This window comes from Kribbella ginsengisoli, from assembly GCF_039537185.1.
Classification (GTDB): domain Bacteria; phylum Actinomycetota; class Actinomycetes; order Propionibacteriales; family Kribbellaceae; genus Kribbella; species Kribbella koreensis.
On record NZ_BAABAA010000006.1, the window covers coordinates 106440 to 131468 of the forward strand.

Genomic DNA, 25029 nt, shown 5'->3' on the forward strand with positions numbered 1-25029 from the left:
GAGGTCCACTGAAGGTGTGGATACCTGAGGAGGCCGCGAACATGAGTACCTGGCGCAAGATGATCCTCGCTACCACGAGCGCAGTCGTGATCCTGTTCGGTGGTGGTCTCGCCGCGATCGCGGTGGGGCGGTCGCCGACCGCCGACGTCGGCGTACCAACCGTCACACCGCAACAACAGCAGGATCTGCGCTTCACCCGCGACGAGGAGCGGATGGCCCTCGATCTCTACCGGCTGCTCGCCGATCGGTACGAAGCGGTGCCGATCTTCGAGACCATCAGCCGCAGCGAGCAGCGGCATTTCGATGCGGTCGGCAACGTCCTCGTTCGGTACGACGTCCAGGACCCGTCAGCCGGCAAGGCCGCCGGCGTCTACACCGACGCGACGATCCAGAGACTGTACGACGGCTGGAAGGCCCAGGGCCTGAAGTCCTCCGACGAGGCGCTGAAGGCCGCGATCGCCCTCGAGACGCGGGACATCGCGGACCTGGAGCGGCTGGCCGCCAAGGACAACCCAGCCGACGTCGAATGGCTCTACACGCATCTGCTGGCCGCCTCCAGACACCATCTGTCCGCCTTCACCGCAGTGTCCGAAGGTGACGTGTCAGGGACCGGATGTCCGCGGATGGGCACCATGTGGGACCTCGACGACCGAGGCCGGGGCACCGATGACGGGTCCGGTTTCGGCGATCACGGGCGGCGGAACGGATCAGGGCCGATGGGTCACGGAGGAATGTTCCGGTAACGATTCATCCGGCCGGGCTGCGGTCGCGGGCAGTGTCACCGTGAAGGTCGCTCCCGCACCGAGCCCAGGTGAGGAAGCCGTGATGTCACCGCCGTGAGCCCGGGCGATTCCGCGCGCGATGGTCAGCCCGATCCCAGAACCAGGACCGCCCCCGTGGTCACCAGAGCGGTTCGGTACCCGGTAGAACCGCTCGAAGACACGCTCCAAGTCGTCGCGCGCCAAACCCTCGCCGTCGTCGATCACCCAGACCTTGGCCAGGCCGTCCTGCTGTCCTGTGCGAACCTCGACGGTGCCGCCTGACCGGGCCGCCCGCAACGCGTTGCCCAGCAGGTTCGTCACCACCTGCGCCAGGCGGTCCGGATCGCCCCAGACGCGGACCCGATCCGGATCGCCGGTCACGACGAGCCGGACGCAGGCTTCGTCGAACTGCGGGCGCAAGTGCTCGGCGGATTGCTCCACCAGCGCCGAGAGATCGACCGCCCGGGCCCGTAGATCCAGCAGCTTCTCCTCCGCTCGCGACAGTGTGCTCAGGTCGTCGGTGAGCCGCCGCAGGCGATGCAGTTCGGTCATCACCGGCTGCAGCGTCTCCACGGTCAGTGGAAACACCCCGTCGACCATGCCCTCGACGTACCCGTCGACGACCGTCAGCGGAGTACGGAGTTCGTGCGCGACGTCGGAGATCAACCGAACCCGGCGTCCCTCGGTGTCCGCGAGCCGTCCCGCCAGGTCGTTCACGTCCTGGACGAGGTCGGCGAGCTCGGCCTCCCTGGGTAGCGCCACCTGTTCGTCGTAGTGACCGTCCGCCAGCCGCCGGGTGGCCGCCCGGACCGCCCGCAACGGGCTGAGCAACCGGCGTGCGGCCAGGGCGGCAGCCGCTCCCGCGACCACCGCGCTGAGCACCAGGCCGGCCACCAGCGACCTGTTCACGGCCGACACGAACGTCGCCCGGAGCTCACCCGGCTGCCCGCCGGCGCGACCCATCATTCTCATGCCGGAATCGAAGAACGCCGGCGCCAGCAGACGGACCACGGCGTACGTCGACACCGCACCGATGACCGCGACCGCCAGGTGCGAGACGAACAAGCGGACCGACAGCCGGTTCATACCGGACCCGGAAGGAACTTGTAGCCGATCCCGCGGACCGTGCCGATGATGCCCGGCCGGGCCGCGTCGTCGTGCAACTGCTGACGCAGGTTGCGGATGTGCACATCGACCACCCGCTCGTCGCCGTAGAAGTCGTACCCCCATACCCGTTCAAGCAGTTGGCGACGGGAGAACACGCGGCCGGGTGATTCCGCGAGTGCGACGAGCAGATCGAATTCGAGTGTGGTCAGCTGGACCGGTTGATCCTGGACCGTCACCTCACGACGGGCCAGATCCACGGTGAGCCCAGGGAAGACGTGCCGGTCCTCGTCCGCAGCGGTCCGGCTCCGCCGAAGTACGGTCTTCACCCGAGCCGTGACCTCACGCGGGCTGAACGGCTTCGTGATGTAGTCGTCGGCACCCAGGCCGAGACCGACCAGCTTGTCGACCTCCTCGGTCCGGGCGGTGACGAGCAAAACGAACACCTGGCTGAACGTCCGGATCCGGCGAAGTACCTCCAGACCGTCCAGGTCGGGCAGCATGACGTCCAGCAGGACCACGGCAGGCTCTCGGTGGCGTACACAATGCACGGCGTCGGTGCCAGTGGCAGCCTCGACGACCCGGAAGCCCTCGGCCTCCAGGTAGCCCCGCAGCACCCGGCGGATCTCCGGCTCGTCGTCGACGACGAGCACCTCGCGCATCCGGTCCTCCTTCTACTGCCTCGTGACGGTTCGCCGTGGACGAAACACCGGGACGCCCACACGCGTTCAGTGGACAGCCGATGCGGGACGCCGCCACAGAGTCTTAGGACCTGTACCGATCGGACCCGCGGTCCGCCGGTCGGGCGACACCGGTACGTGGGGACCTCTGGCCCTCCGTGCCGGGTCGCACGACTCTCTTGACGTGGGCACCCGGCCGGTAGACCCGAACTAGGGGATGCCGACCGAGGAGGCTGCAATGCGCAAGAAGGTAGTGGTCCTGGGCGCCAACTTCGCAGGGATGACCGCAGCGCTGGCCGTCCGCCACGAGTTGCACGGAGACGTAGACGTGAGAGTGGTCTCGGCCAGCGACCACTTCCTCTTCAATCCCAGCCTGATCTGGCTGCCGTTCGGCAAGCGGGACAGCAACGACATCACCTTCCTGGTGGAGCCGACCCTGTACCACCGCGGCATCGAGTTCATCCACGCGGCGGCCACCAAGCTGGACCCGGTCGCGAAGAAGGTCACCACCGACGACGGCCGGGAGCTGCGCTACGACTACCTCGTCATCGCAACGGGGTACCGCAACAAGAACGACGTCGTTCCCGGATTCAGGGAGAACGCCAACACGATCACCACGCTCCCTGCCGCCGAGCGGACGGCCGTCGCCTGGCGCCGGTTCCTGGATCACCCCGGTGACATCGTCGTCGCCGCGTCCCAGGGAGCGGGCTGCTTCGGCGCCGCGTACGAGTTCCTGTTCAACACGGCTCACCAGCTGCGCAAGGCCGGGCTGCACAAGCAGGTCAAGCTCACCTATGTGACCTCGGAACCCTTCCTCGGCCATTTCGGCATCGGTGGCCTGCCACACGGCGAGAAGCTGCTGGGGACGTTCCTCAAGAAGGAGGGCATCGACGCCCGCGTCTCGGTGGGTATCGACCACATCGACCAGGGCGCGATGGTGCTGGCCGACGGCGAGAAGCTGCCCTTCCGGTTCAGCATGGTCGTCCCGCCGTTCCTCGGGCAGCGATACCTGAGCGCGGCCAACGGACTGGCCGACGAGAAGGGCTTCGTCGCGGTCAGGGACACCTACCAGACCGAGAAGTACGACGACATCTACGCGGTCGGCGTGGCCGCGGCGGTCGAGGCGCCCTGGCACACGCCGACCCCCGTCGGTGTCCCGAAGACCGGCTTCCCGACCGAGACGATGGCCCACATCGCCGCCGCCAACATCGCCGCCCAGATCCGGGGCGAGCAGCCGGCCCACGAGAAGGCCTTCGGTGACATCCGGGCCGTCTGCGTGCTGGACGCGGGCAACAACGGCGTCGTCATCCTGGCCGACAAGATGCTGCCGCCGCGCAAGCACGGCGTCCTGATCCCCGGGCCGCAGGCCCACCTGATGAAGCTCGGCTTCGAGAAGTACTTCCTCTGGAAGATGCAACACGGCTACGTACAGCTGCCCTGACGTCGATCCGTGACGGATGACGAGTCCGGTGGCGAGTTGCCGAGACTGTGGAGGTAGACGATGACTGATGTCGAAACGGCCGTTCACCGGGCCGGCACGTTGCCTGGGTGGTCCTCCGTGCTGGCGGTGGTCGCCCATCCCGATGACGAGGCGTTCGGACTGGGCGCGATCCTCGACGGCTTCGGCCGCGCCGGCGCCCGGGTCTCCGTCCTGTGCCTGACCCACGGAACGGCCCCGAAACTGGGCGCATCGGGAGACCTCCGTGCACTGCGGACTGCCGAACTGCAGCTCGCGGCCAAAGCTCTCGGGGTCGACTCGGCGGTACTGCTCGACCATCCCGACGGCGGGCTGGGCGGGGTGGAGATGATGACGCTGGCAGGCGACGTACTCGCCCGGCTCGAGGCGTCACCAGCGGATGGCCTGGTCGTCTTCGACCCGTCCGGCGTCAGCGGACATCCCGACCACGTGGCCGCCACCGCCGCCGCGCTGGCCGCCGCGCGGCGTGCCGATCTACCTGTCCTCGGATGGACGGTGCCCGGCACGGTGGCCCAGCACCTCAATGAGGAGTTCGGTATCGGCTTCACCGGACACGAACCCGCCGAGATAGATCTGGTGCTTCGTGTCGACCGGCACCGGCAGCGCATGGCGAGCCTTGCCTACGCGTCCCAAGCCGTGCCGACAGGCATCCTGTGGCGTCGCCTCGACCTGCTCGGCGACCATGAGCACCTCCGCTGGCTACGACGCCGGCACGGCACCGCGGTCGCGACGGACGACGCCCCGTCCGTGCTCAAGGTCCACCACCGAACCGGCGACAGATTCGAGATCCATGTCCGGGACCACGTGCTGTCGGTCGACCAACCAGTCGGCGCCGGCGGCGAGGACACCGCCCCGACGCCGACCGAGCTCTTCGTCGCGTCGCTGGCCACGTGCGTCGCCTTCTACGCCCGCCGCTATCTGCACCGGCACCAGCTCGATACCACCGGCCTGGCCGTCGACGCATCCTTCCGGCTCGCGACCAAGCCCGCCCGGGTCGACCGCATCAGCCTCACCATCCGGCTGGCCACGGACCTTCCGCCCGCTCGGCGCGACGCGCTCCTGGCCGTCGCGCGCAAGTGCACGGTTCACAATTCGATCGTCACTCCGCCCGACATCTCGGTCGACCTCTCCGACGGCTGATTCGCGCACCCGGCAACGCGCCGACTCCGGCTGGTGGTCGCGTTGCCGGGCCGCTTACCTCTTGCCCCACACCTGTTGCGCCTCCACACTTCAACTCCACATCGATCCAGCGCTCGGAGGCATCGAAATCATCACCCGGCTGGAGATGACGTCCCCGGATCAACTCGTTCCGGGGGAGTTGTCGGACGTGTCTGTCGAGTTGATCGAAGTGGGGCCTGACGAGGCCGCTGTTGTTCGGTCGACCTATGTGCGGATCTGGGAGCCGTTGAAGGCGCACGGGCGGCTGGAGTGGAGCGACGACGAATGGAGCGCCGAGCTGTCCCACCCCGCGATCCGGAGCTGGCTTGCCCGGGTGCAGGGGGAGACGGCGGGCCTCCTGGAGTTGGAGGTCAGCGTCGACGGCGAGGTCGGCATTGTGGTGTTCGGGCTCGTTCCGGCGTACCAGGGGAGAGGGCTCGGGGCCGCGTTCCTGACCCGGGCGACGGAGCTGGCGTGGCAGCTCGGGCGGCCGACCAAGCGGGTCTGGCTGCAGACCTCCTCCGACGATCACGCCCACGCGCTCGGCAACTATAAGAGCCGTGGCTTCCAGGTCTTCTCGGCTGAGTCTCAGTAGCGGACGTCGCTCTGCAGGAGTGGCGGGTAGACCGTCGACTGCACCCCGTCGACCGTGGCGCCGGCGAACTGGAGCATCGCGCGCGGCGCTCCGTGCATCGGCGCGGGGTAGTTGAGAGTCGGGGCGGAGAGCTCGTCCAGGGTGTTCAGCTGTTCGGGGGTCAAGGTCACTGCGAGGGCGGCGAGGTTGTTCTCCAGGTGCTCGACGCGGCGCGCTCCGATGATCGGTACGACGGTGCCTTGGCGGGCACGCAACCAGGCCAGCGCGACGGCTGCCGAGGTGGTTCCGAGTTCGTCGGCGATCGCGGCGACGGCGTCGATGACGACGTACTGGGCTTCGGTGGGGCTGCCGACGTACGCAGTACGGGCTGAGTCGGTGACCTCGGTACCGCGGCGGTACTTGCCGGAGAGGAAACCGTGGCTCAGCGGGCTGTACGGCGTCAGCGCGATGCCCTGGTCGAGCGCGAACGGCGCGACCTCGCCCTCGACCGTGCGGGCCAGCAGCGAGTACTCGACTTGGAGCACGATCAACGGCGTCCAGTTCTTGAGCAGAGCCGTCGTCTGCGCCTGGGCGGTGAACCAGGCAGGCGTGTTGGAGAAGCCGATGTAGCGGATCTTGCCGGCCCGGACGAGGTCGTCGAGCGTGCTCAGCGTCTCCTCGATCGGGGTGTGGCGATCCCAGTTGTGCAGGTAGTACACGTCCAGGTAGTCGGTCTGCAGGCGGCGCAGCGTCTGGTCGAGCTGCGCGCGGATCGACGTCCGGCCGGCGCCGCCGCCGTTCGGGTCGCCGGGGAACATGTTGCCGAAGAACTTCGAGGCCAGTACGACGTGCTCGCGGCGACCCGGCTGGGCGGCGAAGTAGTCGCCGAGGATCTTCTCCGAGTGGCCGTTGGTGTAGAAGTTCGCCGTGTCGATGAAGTTGCCGCCGAGGTCGAGGTAGGTCGCGAGGATCTTCTCGGACTCCTCGACGGTGGTGCCAGCGCCGCCCGGATCCTCGCCGAACGTCATCGCGCCGAGGGCGAACGGGCTGACGCGGAGGCCCGAACGGCCGAGGGTTACATAGTGGTCGAGTTGCATGATCATGCTCCTAGTTGCTTCGAAGGTGACCTCTCTATCGAAGCGCTCAGCGGCTGGATGTCGGTAGACCGTTCCTCGCTGGCTATTGCCTAATCCGATCGGCGGCGTCCGGATCAGGCTTTCAGATGCTTTGATGGGATCGTGGCTGACCCAGACCTGCTCCTCGCCGAGATCCGCGATCGCATCAGCGTTCATACGACGCCGGACATGCGCACCCCGATCGACGGCCTGCTGCTGGCCAGGATGGAGTCGTCGGACCCGGAGTACTCGCTCACCGAACCGCTCCTGGTGGTGATGGCTCAGGGCGCCAAGCAACTCCTGCTGGGCGACAAGGTCTACGAGTACCGCGCGGGCGACGTCCTCATCGTCACCGCCGACCTCCCCGTCACCGGCCACTTCATCGAGGCCTCACCAGATCAGCCCTCACTAGGCCTCGGCCTGGTACTACGCCCCGCCACCATCGCCCCACTCCTCCTGGAGTCAGCAAGACCCGGTACTACGTCCAGCGGCCCCGCCATGGCCACAGGCCCCGCCTCGCCGGAGCTCCTCGATGCAGCAGCCCGCCTGCTCCGCCTACTCGACTCCCCGGCCGACATCCCGGTCCTGGCCCCGATGATCGAGCGCGAGATCCTCTGGCGTCTACTGACCGGCCCGTACGCCGACGTGATCCGCCAGATCGGCCTGGCCGACAGCAGCCTCACCCACATCAGCCGGGCCATCCGCTGGATCCGCGACAACTACGCCGAACCCATGCGCATCGCCGACCTGGCCAGCCTGGCCGGCATGAGCCCAGCCGCCTTCCATCGCCACTTCCGCGCCATCACCGCGCTGAGCCCGCTCCAGTTCCAGAAGCGCATCCGCCTCCAGGAAGCCCGCTCCCTGCTCGCCTCCCACCCCAGCGACATCGCCGGCATCGGCCACCTGGTCGGCTACGACAGCCCCTCTCAGTTCAACCGCGAATACCGCCGCCTCTTCGGCACCCCACCAGGCCAAGACGCAGCCCGCCTCCGCACAACCACCCCCCACCTGCCCTAAACCACGGTCCCTTGGTGATAGACCGCCTGCCACCCACCCTCGCTTCTGCGCCAGACGCTCGCCCGCCGAGTCACGCGCGCTCCCTGGCGAAGCCGGTACGTCAGCAAGTACGTGCCCGCCGCAAGCTCACGGCACTCGAACTCGTCGGTCTCCCACTCATCCGGCGCGCCCTCGGCGTACCGGCGCTCCAGCACGCTCCAGATGAATTCCCGGTCGTACCGCTGTCCCGATGCGCCGATCTCCCAGTAGTCGTCCACGGTCTGCGCCTCGAAGTCAGCTCTGGTCGTGCCCAGCTCGAGTCGGTGGAAGATCGGCTCCCGCGCGCTCAGCTCGGCCAGCACCTGCGGGTTCTCGTCGCTCATGTCCCGAACCTTTCCAGTTCGGTGGAGCCGCTGCGGCGCTAGGGTTTCCGGGCGGGTTGGGTGTCACGGCGAAAGTTTCTGGAGAGCGGTGTCGATCGCTGGGTCGGCCGTTCGACCTGGGGGTGCGAGGGCCGAGAGGCGGCCCCGCTGGACAGGGAGCAGACGATGTCGAAGTACATGCTGATCATGCGGGGTACCGACGAGTCGAACGCGGCCATGATGGCCGACATCGAAGAGCTGATGACGACGACTCGCCAGTTCATCGAGGACCTGGAGAAGGCCGGCGTACTGCTCGCGGCCGAAGGGCTCGACGTTCCGGAAGAGAGCGTCGTGGTCGACTTCAGCGGCGAGACCCCAGTGGTCACGGACGGGCCGTACGGCGAGACCAAGGAGCTGTTCGGCGGCTATTTCCTGCTCGATGTCGCCTCGAAGGAGGAAGCGGTCGAGTGGGCCAGGCGGGTGCCGGCGGCCACCGGCAGCAAGATCGAGGTCCGGCGAGTGGCCGGGGACGACGAGCTGCCCCCGGGCCTCGAGGAGTCCGTCGACGCCGGGAGCGACCGGAACTGATGGATCCTGCCGAGGTCGGGGCCGTCTGGCGGATCGAGTCGGCGCGGATCGTTGCCGCGCTGACCCGGTTCACCGGCGATTTCGGGCTGGCCGAGGATGCCGCCCAGGAGGCGGTGGCCGAGGCGCTGGTGTCGTGGCCGCTGAACCCGCCGGCCAGTCCGGCCGGCTGGTTGATGGCCACGGCCCGGCGCCGGGCGATCGACGCGATCCGCCGCCGGGCCGCCCTCAAGGACCGCTACGCCCAACTGGTGCCCGCCCCGGTGATCGAGGAAGAGATCGACCCCGACCGGATCGACGACGACATCCTGTCGCTGATGTTCATCAGCTGCCATCCGGTACTTTCGCCAGAAGCTCGCGTGGCGTTGACCCTCCGGGTGGTCGGCGGCCTGACCACCGAGCAGATCGCCCGCGCCTTCCTCGTCTCGGTCCCTACTGTGCAAGCCCGGATCACCAGGGCGAAGAAGACGATCGCCGCGGCCGGCGTGCCCTTCGAGTTGCCGCCCGCCGATGAGCGCCGCGAACGGTTGGGTGGTGTCCTCAGCGCCATCTACCTGATCTTCACCGAAGGCTCGACGGCCACGTCCGGCGATCAATTGGTTCGCCGCGACGTCGCGTACGAGGCAATCCGCCTGGCCCGCACCCTGGCCGCCCTACAACCTGACGAGCCGGAAGTACACGGCCTGCTAGCCCTCTGCGAACTAACTGCCGCCCGCTTCCCAGCCCGAACCGCCGACGACGGTTCCCCCATCCTCCTCGAGGACCAGGACCGCAGACGCTGGGACCTCTCCGCGGTACGCCGAGGCCTGGCCGCCCTCGCCAAGGCATCACCCCGCGGCCTGGGCCCGTACGGCCTGCAAGCCGCCATCGCCGCTACCCACGCCTCAGCCCCCTCGGTAGAAGCCACCGACTGGGACCGAATAGTCGTCCTCTACGAAGCCCTAGGCCGAGTCGCCCCCTCCCCGATAGTCGACCTCAACCGAGCTGTAGCCGTAGCCATGGCCTCAGGCCCAGCTGTAGCCCTCCCGATGGTCGACGCGCTGGCGGCTTCGAACCGCCTCCCCGGCTCCCACCTCCTCCCCACCGTCCGAGGCGAACTACTGACCCGCCTAGGCCGCCACTCCGAAGCCCGCACCGAACTAGAACTAGCCGCCCGCCTCTGCACCAACCCCCAAGAACGCTCAGTACTCCTCCGCAAGGCCGCCGCCCTCTGATCCTCGAAGAGGACTACTGTCCCGCCATGAACTGGCCCGCAGGACGCAAGGGAAGAGTCTTCGCCGCAACCTACGTAGTCGCCTTCGCAGCCATGGTCGTCGGCATCGCCTACACCCTCTACAACCAAGCAACCAACGCCAGCACCCCGCACTTCATCACCAGCACCTGCCTCCTCCTAGGCGGCCAACTACTGATCAACCTGCTGGCCTTCACCCTCAGAACTAAAACCCCTCCCACTCAAGGCAAGGGCCGCCCAAGTAGCTACCAACTCCTATGGCGCCGACTAGCCCTCGGCCGAGAACTCCCCTCAGCCACCCGAGCCATACGCAGCGGACGATGATGACGGCGGGCGCGTGGGCTTCGGCGTACAAAGCAGAAAGCCGGTTCCGATGAGGAACCGGCTTGGGGTGGAGACGAGGGGACTCGAACCCCTAACCCCTGCCTTGCAAAGGCAGTGCTCTGCCAGTTGAGCTACGCCCCCGTGGGGGTGAGAATCAGCGGCCCGGGGTGACCGGGTCGACGGCCTCGGCCCAGAGGTCCTGCTCGGCGCGGGCCTGCTGGGTCTTCTTGTAGACGAAGTATCCACCGACGCTGGCCAGTAGTACCACCAGAATCTTCTTCAGCACCGGGGATTCTCCTTGGATCGATGTCGATCAGGGTGGGCCTAACAGGATTTGAACCTGTGACCTCTGCCTTATCAGGGCAGCGCTCTAACCAACTGAGCTATAGGCCCGCGAACTGCGGGTTACGAACCTGGGAGAGATTACCGCACCGGATGCCTGGCTCCCAAATTGGATTCGGCCGAGCGCGATCAGCACCCGGCCGAATCCAGAAGTCAGGTCTCAGTCCTCCGACGCGAGCGTCACCTCGAGGCCGCCCAACAGGGTGGCCGCGATGTTGTAGAGGAACGATCCGAGGGTCGCCAGCGCCGTGATGATCAGCACATCGGCGCAGGCCAGCAGGGTGGTGAAACCCATCACCTTGCCGGTGTTGATGTAGTCCTCGATCTGGAACGGGTCGGCGCCTTCCTGGTTGCCCAGGACCTCGCGGACCGTGTTGTTGATGTTGTCGAACACACCGGCCGCGCCGATCGCCGACCAGATGATGAAGACGGCCACCCAGGTGACGATGCCGAACGCGATCGAGAGCAGGAACGCGGTCTTCATCACCGACCACGGGTCGAGCCGGGTCAGCCGCAGCCGCGCCTTCCGGGTCTGCGGCCGGCCCGAGGGCTTCGGCGCGGCCTCGACGGCCGGCGTGAAGTCCTCGCGCTGCTCGATCTTCGCCTTCGGCTCCGCGGTCTGCGTCCCCAGCGCCCCAGAGGTCACCGAGGTCGCGGAGTCCTTCAGCGCGCTGGCCCGGCCGAGCACTGCCTGCTTGGCCGCGTTCAGCTTGTCGCTGAAGCTCTCCGTCGGAGTATGCGTGGGCGTCGCCAGCTTCCCGGTCTGCCCGTACGCCGATACGCCCCCATCACCCACCTTGCCACCGCTCGGCAGCCGCGGCTCCGGCCGTCCAGGCGTACTCGGGTTGGCCGGGAACGGCGTAGCCGCCGGCCGACCCGACACGGCACCCGGCCGCGCACTCCCAGCAGTCCCCGCGCTCGCCGGCGTTGCGGCCGGCCTCACCGGTGGCTGCTGCGGCGGCCGTGACGGCGTACCGGTCGAGCCTGCGCTCGAGGGGGTCGCCGCCGGCCCACCCGGACGCGGCTGACGCGCATCGCCGGGCCGCTGGCCGTTCGCAGTACCGGATCTGGTCTGGCCGTTGCCGTTCGAACTGCTACGACCGTTGGAGGCCGGAGTGGCAGGTGGGGTGGACTGTCCCTTCCCGGCGCCGTTCTGCGGTCGCTGGGGATTGGGGCTGTCCGCTCCATCAGGCCAGGTCGGCCTCGCGCGGTTGGTCATCAGGTACCCTCCTGGCCGGCTTCGTCGTCTTCGACCGTAGCCGCGCCGTCGACGTCCGTCGAATGCTGGTCATCAGTGCTGACGCTCTCGGAGGGGGTTTCGGTTGTCGAACCGTCCACATCCTGGGCAACTTCTTCGCTGCCTTCGATGTCCGCTGCCTCGTCGTCACTGACCGTGAGGTCGGTGTTACGCGCGATCGCGACCACCGCGTCGGACTCGCCGACGCCGGCGAACTTCACGCCCATCGTGTCGCGGCCCTTGACCGGAACACTGTCGACCCGGCTGCGCACGACCTGGCCGCTGTTCTTGATCGCCAGCACCTGGTCGCTGTCGACGACGATCAGCGCACCCACCAGCGAACCACGCTCGTCGTTCAACTTCACCGCCTTGATGCCCAGACCGCCGCGACCCTGCTGTCGGTACTCCGATACCCGCGAACGCTTGGCGTAACCCGCATCGGTCACCGTGAAGACGAACTGGGTGTCCTCCTCCGAGCCGGCCCGGATGACCGCCATCGACAGCAACTCGTCGCCGTCGCGGAACTTCATCCCGGTCACACCCGAGGTGGCCCGGCCCATCGGCCGCAGCTGCTCGTCGTTCGCGGTGAAGCGGATCGACTGGCCCTTCTTGGAGACCAGCATCAGGTCGTCCTCGGCCGACGCCAGCTCGGCGCCGATCAGCTCGTCGTCCTCGTCGCGGAAGTTGACCGCGATGATGCCGCTCTGCCGGGCCGAGTCGTAGTCGGTCAGCGCCGTCTTCTTGACCAGGCCGCGCTTGGTGGCGAGCAGCAGGTACGGCTCTTGCTCGTAGTCGCGCAGCGTCAGGACCTGGGCGATCTCCTCGTCCGGCTGGAACGACAGCAGGCCGGCCACGTGCGAGCCCTTGGCGTCGCGCGCGGACTCGGGCAGCTGCCACACCTTGGCCCGGTAGACCCGGCCCTTGGTGGTGAAGAACAGCATCCAGTGGTGGTTGGTGGTGGCGAAGAAGTGGCCGATCTCGTCCTCGGCCCGCATCGTCGCGCCCCGGACGCCCTTACCGCCGCGGTTCTGGGTGCGGTACAGATCGGTCTTGGTGCGCTTCGCGTACCCGCCACGGGTGATCGTGACGACGACCTCCTCGTCCGGTACCAGGTCCTGCACGGACAGGTCGCCGTCGGCCGCGATGATCTCGGTCCGCCGCTCGTCGCCGTACCGCTCGACGATCTCGGCCAGCTCGTCGCGGACGATGTGCCGCTGCCGGACCGGGTCGGCCAGGATGTCCTCGAGGTCGGCGATGACGACCTCGAGCTCGTTCAGCCGGTCGACGATCTTCTGCCGCTCCAGGGCGGCCAGCCGGCGCAGCTGCATGTCCAGGATCGCCTGGGCCTGGATCTCGTCGATCTCCAGCAGCGACATCAAGCCGGTGCGGGCGTCGTCGACGTCCGGGCTGCGGCGGATCAGCGCGATGACCTCGTCCAGCGCGTCGAGCGCCTTCACCAGTCCGCGGTAGATATGCGCCTGCTTCTCGGCCTCGCGCAGGCGGTACCGGGTCCTGCGCTGGATGACCTCGATCTGGTGGTCGATCCAGTGCGTGATGAACAGGTCCAGGCTGAGCGTGCGCGGCACGCCGTCGACCAGCGCGAGCATGTTGCAGCCGAAGGTGTCCTGCAGCTGCGTGTGCTTGTAGAGGTTGTTCAGTACGACCCGCGGCTGGGCGTCACGCTTCAGCACGATCACCAGGCGCTGGCCGGTCCGCGACGAGGTGTCGTCGCGGATGTCGGCGATGCCGGTCATCTTGCCGGTGTTGACCAGCTCGGCGATCTTCTGCGCCAGGTTGTCCGGGTTGACCATGTACGGCAGCTGGCTGACCACCAGGCTGGTCCGGCCCTTGGCGTCCTCCTCGACGTCCACGACCGCGCGCATCGTGACCGAGCCACGGCCGGTGCGGTAGGCGTCGTCGATGCCCTTGTAGCCGACGATCAGGGCGCCGTTCGGGAAGTCCGGGCCCTTGATGTTCTCCATGCACGCCGCCAGGACCTCTTCCTGGGTGGCCTCCGGGTGCTCCAGGCACCACTGGGCCGCGGCGGCGACCTCGCGCAGGTTGTGCGGCGGGATCATCGTCGCCATACCGACGGCGATACCGGCCGAGCCGTTCACCAGCAGGTTCGGGAAGCGGCTGGGCAGGATCACCGGCTCCTGCGAGCGGCCGTCGTAGTTGGGGCGGAAGTCGACCGTCTCCTGGTCGATGTCGCGCACCATCTCCATCGCCAGCGGGGCCAGCCGGCACTCCGTGTACCGCATCGCGGCGGCCGGGTCGTTACCCGGTGAACCGAAGTTGCCCTGGCCCTGGATCATCGGCGCCCGCATCACCCACGGCTGCGCCAGCCGGACCAGGGTGTCGTAGATCGCCGAGTCGCCGTGCGGGTGGTACTGACCCATCACGTCACCGACGACGCGGGAGCACTTGGAGAAGCCGCGGTCGGGGCGGTAGCCGCCGTCGTACATCGCGTAGAGGATCCGGCGGTGCACCGGCTTGAGGCCGTCGCGGACCTCGGGCAGCGCCCGGCCGACGATGACGGCCATCGCGTAGTCCAGGTACGACTGCTGCATCTCCGTCTGCAGATCGAGGGGCTCGATCCGGTCGTGTCCCGGAGAAATGGGGGTCTCGGTCATCTGGTGCTCGTCCCGTTCGTGTCAGTACGTCGGTGAGGTCGGCGCTGCGCGAGAGGTGCCCGGGCACGGCCCGGGCAGCCCTCAGATGTCAAGGAACCGGACGTCCTTGGCGTTGCGCTGGATGAAGTTGCGGCGGGCCTCGATGTCGTCGCCCATCAGCGTCGCGAAGGTCTCGTCGGCGCGGGCGGCGTCGTCCAGGGTGATCTGCAGCAGCACCCGGTTGGCCGGGTCCATCGTGGTCTCCCACAGCTCCTGCGCGTTCATCTCGCCCAGACCCTTGTAGCGCTGGATCGCGTTGTCCTTCGGCAGCTTTTTGCCGGCCTCGATACCGGCCTCCAGCAGGCCGTCCTTCTCCCGCTCGGTGTAGGCCAGCTCGTGCGGCTGGCCGCTCCAGCGGATCTTGTAGAGCGGCGGCTGCGCGGCGTACACGTGACCGCGCTCGATCAGCGGCCGCATGAACCGGAACAGCAAGGTGAGCAGCAGCGTCCGGATGTGCTGGCCGTCGACGTCGGCGTCGGCCATGATCACGATCTTGTGGTACCGGAGCTTCTCCTCGTCGAAGTCCTCGTGGATCCCGGTGCCGAGCGCCGAGATGATCGCGAGCACCTCGTTGTTCTGCAGCACCCGGTCGATCCGCGCCTTCTCGACGTTCAGGATCTTGCCCCGGATCGGCAGGATCGCCTGGTACTTCGGATCGCGGCCGCCCTTCGCGGAGCCACCGGCCGAGTCACCCTCGACGATGTAGACCTCGCACTCCTCCGGGTTGGTCGACTGGCAGTCGGACAACTTGCCCGGCAGCCCGCCGCCACCCAGCAGGCCCTTGCGGTTGCGGGCCAGGTCGCGCGCCTTGCGGGCGGCGATCCGGGCACTCGCGGCCGCGGTGGCCTTGCGGATGATCTCCTTGCCTTCTTGCGGGTTCTGCTCGAACCACGCGCCCAGCCGGTCGTTCACGACCCGCTGGACGAAACCCTTGACCTCGGTGTTGCCGAGCTTGGTCTTGGTCTGGCCCTCGAACTGCGGCTCGGCCAGCTTGACCGAGATGATCGCGGTCAGGCCCTCCCGGATGTCGTCGCCGGTGAGCCTGTCCTCCTTCTTCTTGATCATGCCCTGGTCCTCGCCGAACGAGTTGACCAGCGAGGTGAGCGCGGCCCGGAAGCCCTCTTCGTGGGTGCCGCCCTCGTGCGTGTTGATCGCGTTCGCGAAGGTGTGCACGGACTCCTGGAACGAGCCGCTCCACTGCATCGCGACCTCGAGGCTGAGCGAGTCCTCGCCGGTGGCCGCCTCGAACGCGATCACGTCGCGGTGCACGGTCTCCCGGATGCCGGTCAGGTACTTCACGTAGTCGACCAGGCCGTCGTCGTACTTGAAGGACTGCTCGGTCGGGTTGCCGTCCTCGGTGTGGTCCGGACGCTCGTCGCGGATGACGAGCTCGAGGCCCTTGTTCAGGAAGGCGTACTCGCGGAAGCGGGTGGCCAGCGTCTCGTACGAATAGACCGTCGTCTCGAAGACGTCCGGGCTCGGCCAGAAGGTGATCGTGGTGCCGTCGTCGGTCGAGGGGCCGATCTCTTTCAGGTCCTCGTCCGGTACGCCGATGGTGAAGGACTGCATATAGGTCTTGCCGTTCTTGCGGACGTCGACCCGCAGCCGGCTGGACAGCGCGTTGACGACCGAGACACCGACGCCGTGCAGACCACCGGAGACCTTGTACCCGCCGCCGCCGAACTTGCCGCCGGCGTGCAGCACGGTCAGCACGACCGTGACGGCCGGCTTGCCCTCGGACTCGACGATGTCGACCGGGATGCCGCGGCCGTTGTCGACCACGCGGACGCCGCCGTCGGGGAGCAGGGTGACCACGATCTTGTCGCAGAAGCCGGCCAGCGCCTCGTCCACGGCGTTGTCGACGACCTCGTAGACTAGGTGGTGCAGGCCCCGCTCACCGGTGGAACCGATGTACATACCCGGGCGCTTACGCACGGCGTCCAGTCCTTCGAGGACCTGGATCGCGCTCGCGTCGTACTCACGCTCGACCGCACTTCGGGTGATCGCTGTGAGGGGTGCTTCTTCGATACCGGTGCTCTCGGCGGACGTTGTTTCGTCGATCTCGGTCGGCTCGTCGGTCACCGGCTGTTGTCCTCCTCGGACCCCGCGTGCGCGGGGCATCGATGCACAGTAGAAGCCGCCCCTCCGGTGCTCATCGGTGGGGTGGCTTTCTCAACAGCTCCATCTTACCCGTCGACCGAAGCAGAACCTGCCACCGGACGGCTAAAACTGTGGACAGGGCGTCTTTTCGGACTCCTCGCCATGTCCCCCCACGCGGGGAGGGGGCTCCGAAAGCGCTCACGGCGCTCAGTGGCTTCTGACCGGATCGCCCCTGACTGTCTGGGAACCGAGACCTGCTGACCCGGCGACCACCGGCCCCACCGCCCCCTAAGATCGCTGCCGTGGAAAGTCTCGACGACGTCATCGACGCCATGATCGCCGACCGGGTGATCCACCGGCACCGCCGGAAATGGCTGATCGCCGTCGGTCTGGTCCTGGTCCTGGCCGTCGTCATCTTCTTCACCGGCGGCTGGAAGGAACACAAGGGCCGCAGCGTCGACACCCTCGACGCACCGACCACCTTGAAGGCCGGCCGGTTCGAGGTGGGGTTCACCGGCGCCACCATCATCAGGACACCGAAGACGCAGTACGAGCCCGCCAAGGCCCGGCTCGAGGTCGAGCTGCAGATCAAGAACATCGACGAGGAGACGCACACCAGCGTCTCGTTCCCGCAGGAGGACCTGTTGCGCTGGGTCCTTCCCGGCAAGGATCCGATCAAGCCCACGAACATCGGCTGCAAGGACGTCATCGGTTACGTCCTGGTCTACGGGCTGCCGGCCGAGAAGTGCGTCGCGAAGTTCGAGGTCTCACCCAGGTACAGCACCGACAAGATCGAGATCGGCGTTCTGGCCGAGAACTTCGGGACGGCCGACGAGTTGCAGGGGGCGTCGGCCGCCAAGTACTGGGGAGCGCCGACAGCACAGGCCGTCGTCCGAGTACCGACGAAGATCACGACGGAGACCGAATGAAGCTGTATCGGCCGGCCACCGTGCTCGTCGGCATCCTGTTCGTCCTGCTCGGTGGTCTGACCCGGCTGGCCGATCCGGAGCACGTGTTCGACGACAGCAGCCGGGTGGTCAAGCACGGCGGTATCGGACAGGCGGTGCCGTTCGGCGGATCGTCCGTCTCCGTGGACCGGCTGAAGTTCGCGCGGGCGTATCTGCCCGACGACAGCAGCGGTGAGAAGGCGATCGAGTCCAACGGAATCTTCGTCGCGCTCGAGTACGACACTGTGCAGGGCACCGCGCCGACCCCTGGCCGAGACCTCAAATTGACCACGGACAAGGGCACTGTCTACCGGCCGATCTCGGGAACGTACGGCACCCAGCTCGACTTCGCCGACCCTGGTTTCGGTGTGGTCGGCGCGGTCGTCTTCGAGGTGAATCCGGCCGATGTCACCGGGTTGGCCTTGCAGGTGAAGACGACCCAGCTCTTCAACGTGCTGGCACAGGACGTCGAGATCGATCTCGGCATCCCCGACGAGCAGGTCGCTCAGCGGCTGATCGACGCGGCGGCGCCGGAGTACCTGATTCCCAAGAGCGTGAAGCGGGTCGCCTCATGAAGTCGTCGCAACGTGCCGTCCGGCTGACCGTGCAGATCTCGCTGCTACTCGCGCTCGCCGCGACCAGCGCGCTCCTGCTCCTGCGGACCTATCTCGGCGACACCGAGAAGGTCTACAAGAGCGGCACGGTGACCGAGGTGGTCCAGCAGGGACCGGTCACGATCGACCGGGTGCAATGGAAGTTGGAGTCGCTGGAGGAGTACACCCAACTGGTCAACGAGGAGATGAAGACGATCTCCCTCGACCAGCCGGCCGGCTCGGTGATCATCGTCGCCATGGTCGCGATCACACCGCTGGACGGTGTGAAGCTGGGCGCCAGTGGCTTCTCCTGTACCTCCGTGCTGCGTGACGACCGGGGCAACGTGTGGCCGAGCCAGGACGCCTTCGGGTTCGCCCTGCCGACCAGGTGCAGCGACGACGACCACCCATTCGCGCGGAACAAGGCGGGTCAGCTCGCGCAGGTCTTCGTCGTACCGAGGTCGGCCGTGCCGCATCTGAGTGGAATCCAGGTCGAGACCCGGACCGACTTCCGCCGGGTCCTGCTGACCCGCTGATCCGTCGTCCGTCAGGCTTTGGCGGGCTCTGCTTCGGCGGGCTCTTCTGCGGCGGCCGTGGCCTCGCTGCGACGCTCGGCGCTGACCGAGATGCAGAGGTCGAAGGCCGCCGCCAGCAGGGCGATTCGCAGCGTCTCGAAGACCACGTCGGTGACGGCTTGAGCGATCTCGTTGTTCATCAGGCCCCAGTCGGAGCCGTGCACACCGATCAACCGGATGACACCGGCGAACGCCCAGTCGTCGGCGAGCAGCCACAAGGTGTAGACCGTGCAGACGACCCCGAGGAAGACCGGTCCGACCCGGACCAGCAGGCGGAAGGCGGTCAGCGTCGGATAGAACTTCTCCCGCAGTCCACCCAGCAGCAGGTTCGGCGCTTGGTTGGTGAGCGCCACCAGGCGATTCGGCTTCGGCGCATCGTCCGCGGCGGCCAGCTGGCCGCCGAAGCGACGCTCGATCCTGGTCCCGCGGAACACTCCGCTGCTGGTCAGCACCCGATGTCCGAAGACGACGGTGGTGATCGCCAGCCAGGTCAGCGGCTCGGCCACACCGGACTTGAACAGCGGCCAGAGGCTGTCCCAGAAGAAGCCCCAGAGGAACTCGATGCCGGCTGGGATCGGGATGTGGATCCCGGCGAAGAAGTCCTTCAGTCCGTCCCACCAGCCGCTGGCGAAGTACCAGAAGTCTCGATTGGCGATCCAGTCCTTGAAGTCGCCGACGGCGTACGGCGTGACCACGACGGTGAGCAGTACGAAGAACGCCTCGGCCCAGATCTGGGCGAAGCTGAGCGGCCGGCTCGGCCAGCGATTGCCAACTGCCTCCAGCACCCGGCGGAGGACGAGCAGGATCACGATGGCCGGCACGAAGGAATGCCAGGCGCCGTTGTGTACATCGAAGAAGCCCGCGCCGGACCCCATGCCACGCTGGACCAGATTGCTGACCGACAGCGCCTTGAGCCGGTCGTCCAGGAATCCCCAGGCCGACCAGACCGCGACGAGTGGCAACAAGGTGATGGCCAACAGCTCCATCAGCCCTTGCTGGGTCGGGTCCGAGGTCTCCTCCGCCTTGTTGCTGGCGGCATCTCGCCAGCGGTAGAGCGAGGTCGCGCAGGTCCGGATCATCCCCACCGTGGCAGCGATCTGAATCAGCACACCCGTCGCAAACAACCCGACTGCGAGACTCGAGTGCTGATGCTCGTCCAGCCAGATCGAGGCCTGGATCGACGCCCGAAACCCGACGTACCCGGCCAGGAACCAGGTCGTCAACGGCAACAGGTTGCGCCACCACAACCGGAAGGTGTCTCCGACCAGGTGGATCAGCTCTCGAAAACCGTCAACGATCGTGCGCATCGTGGACGATCCTAGGGGAGAGGCGGGCCTTCCGGCAGGCTGCTGAAGAACCGCCGAAGGACCCGCCAGTGCGATAGAGCCACTGGTAAGTCGAAGTTACCGTCTCACGGTCTGATGTCCAATGGCTCGTGAATGGCCGCCGTCAGTCTCGTAAAACCAGACCTCAACTCCAATCGCACCGCCCGGTTGGTTGGCCGGAAGAGTGAGGTGAAAGGAAGACGTTCCTTCTGTCACCGGGCTATATACCGACGTCCCTTTCCAGGTGAATTTTGTGTATCGCGCACCGCGAGGGCCGCCAGTATCGGTCCGGGCGTCTTGTACGCCAGCGATTCCAACGGACCGATTGAAGAAGGTGAGTTCACCCTTGGAAGAGCCCTCCGCGACACTGATGTGGAAGGACCGCTTGGGATACACGGGCGGCGGTGGGGTCCCCGACGCACTCGCCTGGGTAGTGATCACGGATGTCGACGCTGCGGCCACTGCGATTGCTGCCGCGGCCGATGTCAATCGCTTCCAGTGCATGCACTTTCCTATTCTGCTGGTCATCCTTGGCCCTGTATGCCGCCTATTCCAGCTCGCATTATCAGCCGTTGAGCGTGCTCTTGGCATTACATCTGCAGCAAGCTGCAACGGTGATCAGCCATAGGTATCGCGCGGTCCGCGGCCGCCACGGACAGTGCGCGGGCCCTTGCGCCAACTGGGGGCGTTGGGGCCTTCGACCTTGACCCGGGTGACGGTGCCATCGCCTAGCTCGGCGTTGAGGCGGCGTACCAGATCAGGGGCGAGTAGGCGGACCTGAGTGGCCCATGCGGTGGAGTCGGTACGGACCGTGAGCTCGGTGTCCGTGTAGCTCTCCGGCTGGCAGTGCGAGGCCATCTCCGGGCCGACGATGGACGGCCAGCGAGCCATCACGCCGTGCACGGCGACGTCGACCTCCCAGCCCTGGTCGCGCATCAGCCGGCCGAGGGTGTTGGTGAGCGACTGCGGGTCGCGGTCGTCGGGACGGGAGCCGCTGACCTGGTTGCCGGTCGGGCGACGCCGGCGAGTCTTCTTGACAGGCTGGATCGGGCCCGCCCCTTTGAGCCGGCTGGCGAGCGCTTTCGCCAGCTCCAGGCCGCGTTTGTCGTGCTCAGGCTCCTCGACGGCCTCGCTCTCGAAGCCGCTCTCAGAGGAATTCTGGCCTTCAGACACGACGGACCGAGCCCCCGCCGACCTCGAACCGGGCACCCTGCAGCTCCGCCGGTACATCCGCGCCGACGGCCGCCGTGACGAGAACCTGCTCCGCGGGCGCGACGAGTTCGGCCAGCCGGTCGCGCCGGCTCGTGTCGAGCTCGGCGAACACGTCGTCCAGAATCAGCACCGGCTCACCCCCGTCCGACCTCAGCAACTCGTACGATGCCAGCCGCAACGCGAGCGCGAACGACCAGGACTCACCGTGACTCGCATACCCCTTCGCAGGCAAGTCCCCGAGCCCGAGTACGACGTCGTCGCGATGCGGACCGACCAGCGAGACACCCCGTTCGAGCTCATCGGTACGCCGGTCCTGTACCGCGTTCTGCAACACCTCGGCGAGCTGCTCCCGACTCGCCACGCCGGGCTCCAACGGCACCGACGACTTGTACTCCAGCCGCGCATCACCCTTGCCCCGGGCAACAGCATCGTACGACCCGGAAACCAACGGGCGAAGGGATTCCAGCAGATCGAGCCGCGCCGCCAGGAGCTCCGATCCGGTGGTGACCAGGTGCGAATCCCACACATCGAGAGTGCGCAACTGGCCCTCGATCGCGCCACCGGAACGATTCTGGCGTCTGGCCACCGCGGCACTCTTCAGCAACGAGTTCCGCTGCTTGAGGATCCGGTCGTAGTCCTGCCGGACGCCGGCGAACCGGGGTGACCGCAGGGTGAGCAACTCGTCCAGGAAATGGCGGCGCTCGGACGGATCGCCCTTCACCAGCGCGAGATCTTCGGGCGCAAAAAGCACCGTACGGAGCAATCCGAGCACTTCGCGCGGCCGGGGGACCGGCGAACGGTTCACCCGGGCCCGATTTGCCCTCCCAGGATTGATTTCCAGCTCGACGATCAGATCGCGTTCGTGATCGGAGCGGATCTCGGTCCGCACGATCGCGCGCGGAGCGCCGGCCCGGACCAGGGGCGCGTCGCTGGCGACCCGGTGCGAACCGAGGGTCGCGGTGTAGTGGATGGCCTCCACCAGGTTGGTCTTGCCCTGGCCGTTCGGACCGACGAAAGCGGTCACGCCCGCCTGGAGCTGGACCTCCGCCTGCTGGTACGACCGGAAGTCGAGCAGTCCGAGCGCGGTGACAAACACCTGAATTCCTCTGCTGGGCGGTTCCTAAGACAACAGATCCGGGTCACCGATCACGTCGGCGACCCGGATCACGTGCTCAGTGCTGGATCGGCGGGGTGGCGTACGACGGGTCGGCCGCCGCACCCTTGACCGCGTGGCCACCGAACTGGTTGCGCATCGCGGCGATCGCCTTCATCGCGGGGGAGTCCTCCTGGCGGGACGCGAACCGCGCGAACAGTGACGCGGCGATCGCCGGCACCGGTACGGCGTGGTCGATCGCGGCCTCGACGGTCCAGCGGCCTTCGCCCGAATCGTCGGCGTAGCCGCGGATCTTGTCCAGGTGGGTGTCTTCCTTGAGCGCGTTGACCATCAGGTCGAGCAGCCAGGACCGGATCACCGTGCCCTCACGCCAGGAGTCGAACGCCTCGGGCACGTTCTCGACGATCTCCGCGGCCTCGAGCAGCTCGAACCCCTCGGCGTACGCCTGCATGATCGCGTACTCGATGCCGTTGTGGACCATCTTGGCGAAGTGGCCGGCGCCGACCTTGCCGGCGTGCACGAAACCGAACTCGCCCTCGGGCTTGAGGGCGGTGAAGATCGGCATCAGCGTGGTGACCGTGTCGGTGTCGCCACCGCACATCAGCGCGTAGCCGTTCTCCAGACCCCAGACGCCACCGGACACTCCGCAGTCGACGAACTTGATGCCCTTGTGGGACAGCAGTTCGGCGCGCCGGATGTCATCGGTCCAGCGGCTGTTGCCGCCGTCGATCACGATGTCGCCTTCGGAGAGCAGTTCGGCCAGCTCGGTCAGCACCGGGTCGATGGCCTGGACCGGCACCATCACCCAGACGATCTTCGGCTGGCCGGTCGCGGTCAGCTTGCCGACCATATCGGCCAGATCTGTCGCATCGGAGATGGCTTGGTTGTGATCGAAACCGACGACGGTCAGGCCTGCGCCGCGAATCCGCTCGCGCATGTTGCCGCCCATCTTGCCGAGACCGACAAGGCCGAGCTCCATCGTGAATCCCCTTGTTCTGTTGGCGTTGCGCTGATCAGCTGTTCAGGCGAACCGGCATCAGCACGTACCGGAACTCGCTGATCGGGTCGCCGTCGAAATCCTTCACGCCGGTCAGTTCGGCCGGCTTCGTCGCCTGCGTGAAGGCCAGGTGCGCGACCGGGGTGCCGATCGCGTTCAGACCGTCGAGCAGGTACGTCGGGTTGAATCCCACGGTAACCGGCTCGCCAACCACGCGCGCCTCGATCGACTCCGACGCCTGCGCTTCGTCGCCGCTGCCGGCGTCCAGCGTCACGGTGTCGTCGGAGAACGTCAGCCGGACCGGTGCGTTGCGCTCAGCCACCAGGGCGACTCGCTTGACGGCCTCGACCAGGGTCGCGGTGTCGATCCGGACCCGGGTCGCGATCGCCGCGTCGGTCGGGATGATGCCGCGCACCTTCGGGAACTCGCCGTCGAGCAATCGGGTGGTCGCCCGCCGGTTGCCGCCGGAGACCTCGCCCTCGAAGCCGACGATGCCTTCGCCGCTGCCCGGCGCTGCCAGGGAGACGATGATGTCGGTTCCGGTCATCGCCTTCGCGGTTTCCGAAAGGACGCGGGCCGGGATAAGGGCTGCAGCAGAGGCATCTGGGCTCTGCGGGTTCCATTCGAGCTCGCGGATCGCCAACCGGTACCGGTCGGTGGCCAGCAACGAGATGGTTGACCCCTCGATCTCGACCCGTACGCCGGTGAGCACCGGCAAGGTGTCCTCACGACCGGCCGCGGTGACGACCTGCGCGACCGCCTGAGCGAAAACGTCGCTGCGGACGGTACCGGAGGCGGCCGGAAGATCCGGCAGAGCCGGATATTCCTCTGTGGGAAGCGTTTGGAGCGTGAACCGCGAGGTGCCGCAGGTGACTTGCGCCTTGGCGCCGTCCACCGAGACGTCCACGGGCTGGTTCGGGAGACTCTTCGAGATGTCGGCGACCAGCCGGCCGGAGATCAGGCACTTGCCGGCATCGGCCACCTGAGCGGGAACGGTCACCCGGACGGAGGTCTCGTAGTCGAAGCCGGACAGAGTGATCTGGCCTTCCTCGGCCTCGACCAACAGTCCGGCAAGGATCGGAACGCTCGGACGACTGGGCAAACTGCGCGCCGCCCAGGCCACCGACTCGGCCAGTACGTCGCGCTCGACGCGAAACTTCACCGCTGGGTGCCTCCTGTTTCGGCTGTGTGCCAGGCAGATCCTGCCACGGACAGATGTGATGTGCGCCAACCGGGCTTGACGTGGCGGTTCGGGCGGGTCGCGTCAAGAGCATCCAGGTGCTCGTGGGGACAGCCTGACAGGCCTGTCTCGTCGGCGCTCTGGCAGGGGCGAAATCGGAGTTTTCCCCAGGAAGGCCGGCCAGAAACTTTTTCGGTCTGGAGCCTCATTAGGGATTCCATAGGGTTCTTCGCACCTGTGGATCTTGTGGAAAAGCGACGAGTTCGCAGGTCAGACCCGGTTTTGCCCTGTGGGCGGGCTGTGGACGGATTGGGGGCGATCCGTGGATACCTGGGTACGACGGATTCTCTCCACACAGCCAATCCACA

The 25029-nt window shown here is 67.2% G+C and carries 24 protein-coding genes and 2 tRNA genes; 11 read left to right on the forward strand and 15 right to left on the reverse strand.

Translation table 11 applies throughout. From position 1 onward, the window contains the following. Nucleotides 1–41 precede the first annotated feature (41 nt). Nucleotides 42–743: a DUF2202 domain-containing protein gene (locus ABD768_RS21440; RefSeq protein WP_344843236.1), complete on the forward strand. Its 702-nt coding sequence runs from the start codon at nucleotides 42–44 to the stop codon at nucleotides 741–743. Here the strand turns inward: ABD768_RS21440 and ABD768_RS21445 are convergent. Both ABD768_RS21445 and ABD768_RS21450 read right to left on the reverse strand, forming a co-directional pair. Beyond that, a complete protein-coding gene (locus ABD768_RS21445; protein ID WP_344843238.1) occupies nucleotides 708–1847 on the reverse strand; it encodes a sensor histidine kinase in 1140 nt (379 codons plus the stop codon). The two genes, ABD768_RS21440 and ABD768_RS21445, sit on opposite strands and share 36 nt — an antisense overlap. Beyond that, the gene (locus tag ABD768_RS21450) at nucleotides 1844–2527 is read right to left on the reverse strand and encodes a response regulator transcription factor (RefSeq protein WP_344843240.1); all 684 of its coding nucleotides are present in this window, start codon (nucleotides 2525–2527) and stop codon (nucleotides 1844–1846) included. The genes ABD768_RS21445 and ABD768_RS21450 overlap by 4 nt, the downstream gene beginning before the upstream one ends. Nucleotides 2528–2783: 256 nt before the next feature. Here ABD768_RS21450 and ABD768_RS21455 point away from each other — a divergent pair, with 256 nt between their 5' ends. The 3 genes from ABD768_RS21455 to ABD768_RS21465 all read left to right on the forward strand — a co-directional run bounded on the left by ABD768_RS21455 (nucleotide 2784) and on the right by ABD768_RS21465 (nucleotide 5775). Next, nucleotides 2784–3986, forward strand: coding sequence for an NAD(P)/FAD-dependent oxidoreductase (locus ABD768_RS21455; RefSeq protein WP_344843242.1), 1203 nt, complete (start codon nucleotides 2784–2786; stop codon nucleotides 3984–3986). Between the two features lie 60 nt (nucleotides 3987–4046). Beyond that, nucleotides 4047–5162 (forward strand): PIG-L family deacetylase, encoded by a 1116-nt coding sequence (locus ABD768_RS21460; RefSeq protein WP_344843246.1) that lies wholly within the window; start codon nucleotides 4047–4049, stop codon nucleotides 5160–5162. 187 nt (nucleotides 5163–5349) lie between these two features. Beyond that, complete coding sequence (locus tag ABD768_RS21465; RefSeq protein WP_344843249.1) at nucleotides 5350–5775, forward strand: GNAT family N-acetyltransferase; 426 nt, start codon at nucleotides 5350–5352, stop codon at nucleotides 5773–5775. On the opposite strand, the gene ABD768_RS21470 is transcribed toward ABD768_RS21465, so the two are convergent. Next, on the reverse strand, nucleotides 5769–6851 hold the full coding sequence (locus ABD768_RS21470; RefSeq protein WP_344843251.1) for an aldo/keto reductase: 1083 nt from the start codon (nucleotides 6849–6851) through the stop codon (nucleotides 5769–5771). The genes ABD768_RS21465 and ABD768_RS21470 overlap by 7 nt on opposite strands. A gap of 141 nt (nucleotides 6852–6992) precedes the next feature. On the opposite strand from ABD768_RS21470, the gene ABD768_RS21475 reads away from it, so the two are divergent. Further along, nucleotides 6993–7886, forward strand: coding sequence for an AraC family transcriptional regulator (locus ABD768_RS21475; RefSeq protein WP_344843254.1), 894 nt, complete (start codon nucleotides 6993–6995; stop codon nucleotides 7884–7886). Here ABD768_RS21475 and ABD768_RS21480 read toward each other — a convergent pair. Further along, nucleotides 7883–8248 carry a nuclear transport factor 2 family protein gene (locus ABD768_RS21480; RefSeq protein ID WP_344843259.1) on the reverse strand — a complete coding sequence of 122 codons (366 nt, stop codon included), beginning with the start codon at nucleotides 8246–8248 and terminating at the stop codon, nucleotides 7883–7885. The genes ABD768_RS21475 and ABD768_RS21480 overlap by 4 nt on opposite strands. 165 nt (nucleotides 8249–8413) lie before the next feature. Between ABD768_RS21480 and ABD768_RS21485 the strand changes: the two genes are divergently transcribed. From ABD768_RS21485 to ABD768_RS21495, 3 genes are read left to right on the forward strand one after another with little or no spacing between them, the layout of a single operon-like run. Further along, on the forward strand, nucleotides 8414–8815 hold the full coding sequence (locus tag ABD768_RS21485) for a YciI family protein (RefSeq protein WP_343967922.1): 402 nt from the start codon (nucleotides 8414–8416) through the stop codon (nucleotides 8813–8815). After that, the gene (locus ABD768_RS21490; protein WP_344843263.1) at nucleotides 8815–10026 is read left to right on the forward strand and encodes an RNA polymerase sigma factor; all 1212 of its coding nucleotides are present in this window, start codon (nucleotides 8815–8817) and stop codon (nucleotides 10024–10026) included. Before ABD768_RS21485 ends, ABD768_RS21490 begins: the two co-directional genes overlap by 1 nt. Before the next feature lie 26 nt (nucleotides 10027–10052). After that, nucleotides 10053–10367, forward strand: a complete 315-nt coding sequence (locus tag ABD768_RS21495) for a hypothetical protein (protein WP_344843265.1) — start codon at nucleotides 10053–10055, stop codon at nucleotides 10365–10367. A gap of 68 nt (nucleotides 10368–10435) precedes the next feature. Here the strand turns inward: ABD768_RS21495 and ABD768_RS21500 are convergent. The 6 genes from ABD768_RS21500 to gyrB all read right to left on the reverse strand — a co-directional run bounded on the left by ABD768_RS21500 (nucleotide 10436) and on the right by gyrB (nucleotide 16739). Further along, a tRNA-Ala gene (locus ABD768_RS21500) sits at nucleotides 10436–10508 on the reverse strand. A gap of 13 nt (nucleotides 10509–10521) precedes the next feature. Beyond that, nucleotides 10522–10653, reverse strand: a complete 132-nt coding sequence (locus ABD768_RS21505) for a DLW-39 family protein (protein ID WP_425552081.1) — start codon at nucleotides 10651–10653, stop codon at nucleotides 10522–10524. 33 nt (nucleotides 10654–10686) lie between these two features. Beyond that, nucleotides 10687–10760 (reverse strand) — tRNA-Ile (locus tag ABD768_RS21510). Between the two features lie 109 nt (nucleotides 10761–10869). Beyond that, entirely contained in the window at nucleotides 10870–11928 is a 1059-nt protein-coding gene (locus ABD768_RS21515; RefSeq protein ID WP_343967928.1) for a DUF3566 domain-containing protein, read from the reverse strand. Next, nucleotides 11928–14516, reverse strand: coding sequence for a DNA gyrase subunit A (gyrA, locus tag ABD768_RS21520; RefSeq protein ID WP_425558446.1), 2589 nt, complete (start codon nucleotides 14514–14516; stop codon nucleotides 11928–11930). The genes ABD768_RS21515 and gyrA overlap by 1 nt, the downstream gene beginning before the upstream one ends. A gap of 144 nt (nucleotides 14517–14660) precedes the next feature. Further along, complete coding sequence (gyrB, locus tag ABD768_RS21525) at nucleotides 14661–16739, reverse strand: DNA topoisomerase (ATP-hydrolyzing) subunit B (RefSeq protein WP_425552082.1); 2079 nt, start codon at nucleotides 16737–16739, stop codon at nucleotides 14661–14663. A 281-nt stretch (nucleotides 16740–17020) separates the two neighbouring features. On the opposite strand from gyrB, the gene ABD768_RS21530 reads away from it, so the two are divergent. The 3 genes from ABD768_RS21530 to ABD768_RS21540 are packed head-to-tail and all read left to right on the forward strand — an operon-like array spanning nucleotide 17021 to nucleotide 18794. Then, nucleotides 17021–17647 (forward strand): hypothetical protein, encoded by a 627-nt coding sequence (locus ABD768_RS21530; protein ID WP_343967935.1) that lies wholly within the window; start codon nucleotides 17021–17023, stop codon nucleotides 17645–17647. Beyond that, the gene (locus ABD768_RS21535) at nucleotides 17644–18240 is read left to right on the forward strand and encodes a hypothetical protein (RefSeq protein ID WP_343967937.1); all 597 of its coding nucleotides are present in this window, start codon (nucleotides 17644–17646) and stop codon (nucleotides 18238–18240) included. The genes ABD768_RS21530 and ABD768_RS21535 overlap by 4 nt, the downstream gene beginning before the upstream one ends. Next, nucleotides 18237–18794, forward strand: a complete 558-nt coding sequence (locus ABD768_RS21540; protein WP_343967938.1) for a hypothetical protein — start codon at nucleotides 18237–18239, stop codon at nucleotides 18792–18794. Before ABD768_RS21535 ends, ABD768_RS21540 begins: the two co-directional genes overlap by 4 nt. An 11-nt stretch (nucleotides 18795–18805) precedes the next feature. Here the strand turns inward: ABD768_RS21540 and ABD768_RS21545 are convergent, their stop codons facing one another. From ABD768_RS21545 to dnaN, 5 genes are all read right to left on the reverse strand, one after another. Next, nucleotides 18806–20140 (reverse strand): hypothetical protein, encoded by a 1335-nt coding sequence (locus ABD768_RS21545; RefSeq protein WP_344843273.1) that lies wholly within the window; start codon nucleotides 20138–20140, stop codon nucleotides 18806–18808. Between the two features lie 636 nt (nucleotides 20141–20776). Continuing rightward, nucleotides 20777–21331, reverse strand: a complete 555-nt coding sequence (locus ABD768_RS21550) for a DciA family protein (RefSeq protein WP_343967942.1) — start codon at nucleotides 21329–21331, stop codon at nucleotides 20777–20779. Next, on the reverse strand, nucleotides 21324–22466 hold the full coding sequence (gene recF, locus ABD768_RS21555; protein WP_343967944.1) for a DNA replication/repair protein RecF: 1143 nt from the start codon (nucleotides 22464–22466) through the stop codon (nucleotides 21324–21326). Before recF ends, ABD768_RS21550 begins: the two co-directional genes overlap by 8 nt. Before the next feature lie 76 nt (nucleotides 22467–22542). Beyond that, entirely contained in the window at nucleotides 22543–23463 is a 921-nt protein-coding gene (gene gnd, locus ABD768_RS21560) for a phosphogluconate dehydrogenase (NAD(+)-dependent, decarboxylating) (RefSeq protein ID WP_344843277.1), read from the reverse strand. 34 nt (nucleotides 23464–23497) lie between these two features. Beyond that, a complete protein-coding gene (gene dnaN, locus ABD768_RS21565) occupies nucleotides 23498–24643 on the reverse strand; it encodes a DNA polymerase III subunit beta (protein WP_343967948.1) in 1146 nt (381 codons plus the stop codon). Nucleotides 24644–25029: the final 386 nt, after the last annotated feature.

Bases quoted from the DNA above. Each gene is read 5' to 3' on its own strand.
- ABD768_RS21455 (WP_344843242.1), top strand. From the start codon at position 2,784: ATGCGCAAGAAGGTAGTGGTCCTGGGCGCCAACTTCGCAGGGATGACC.
- ABD768_RS21445 (WP_344843238.1), bottom strand. From the start codon at position 1,847: ATGAACCGGCTGTCGGTCCGCTTGTTCGTCTCGCACCTGGCGGTCGCG.
- ABD768_RS21460 (WP_344843246.1), top strand. From the start codon at position 4,047: ATGACTGATGTCGAAACGGCCGTTCACCGGGCCGGCACGTTGCCTGGG.
- gyrA (WP_425558446.1), bottom strand. From the start codon at position 14,516: ATGCAGCAGTCGTACCTGGACTACGCGATGGCCGTCATCGTCGGCCGG.
- ABD768_RS21480 (WP_344843259.1), bottom strand. From the start codon at position 8,248: ATGAGCGACGAGAACCCGCAGGTGCTGGCCGAGCTGAGCGCGCGGGAG.
- gyrB (WP_425552082.1), bottom strand. From the start codon at position 16,739: ATGCCCCGCGCACGCGGGGTCCGAGGAGGACAACAGCCGGTGACCGAC.
- ABD768_RS21450 (WP_344843240.1), bottom strand. From the start codon at position 2,527: ATGCGCGAGGTGCTCGTCGTCGACGACGAGCCGGAGATCCGCCGGGTG.
- ABD768_RS21515 (WP_343967928.1), bottom strand. From the start codon at position 11,928: ATGACCAACCGCGCGAGGCCGACCTGGCCTGATGGAGCGGACAGCCCC.
- ABD768_RS21490 (WP_344843263.1), top strand. From the start codon at position 8,815: ATGGATCCTGCCGAGGTCGGGGCCGTCTGGCGGATCGAGTCGGCGCGG.
- ABD768_RS21545 (WP_344843273.1), bottom strand. From the start codon at position 20,140: ATGCGCACGATCGTTGACGGTTTTCGAGAGCTGATCCACCTGGTCGGA.
- ABD768_RS21470 (WP_344843251.1), bottom strand. From the start codon at position 6,851: ATGCAACTCGACCACTATGTAACCCTCGGCCGTTCGGGCCTCCGCGTC.
- ABD768_RS21485 (WP_343967922.1), top strand. From the start codon at position 8,414: ATGTCGAAGTACATGCTGATCATGCGGGGTACCGACGAGTCGAACGCG.
- ABD768_RS21535 (WP_343967937.1), top strand. From the start codon at position 17,644: ATGAAGCTGTATCGGCCGGCCACCGTGCTCGTCGGCATCCTGTTCGTC.
- ABD768_RS21540 (WP_343967938.1), top strand. From the start codon at position 18,237: ATGAAGTCGTCGCAACGTGCCGTCCGGCTGACCGTGCAGATCTCGCTG.
- gnd (WP_344843277.1), bottom strand. From the start codon at position 23,463: ATGGAGCTCGGCCTTGTCGGTCTCGGCAAGATGGGCGGCAACATGCGC.
- ABD768_RS21440 (WP_344843236.1), top strand. From the start codon at position 42: ATGAGTACCTGGCGCAAGATGATCCTCGCTACCACGAGCGCAGTCGTG.
- ABD768_RS21495 (WP_344843265.1), top strand. From the start codon at position 10,053: ATGAACTGGCCCGCAGGACGCAAGGGAAGAGTCTTCGCCGCAACCTAC.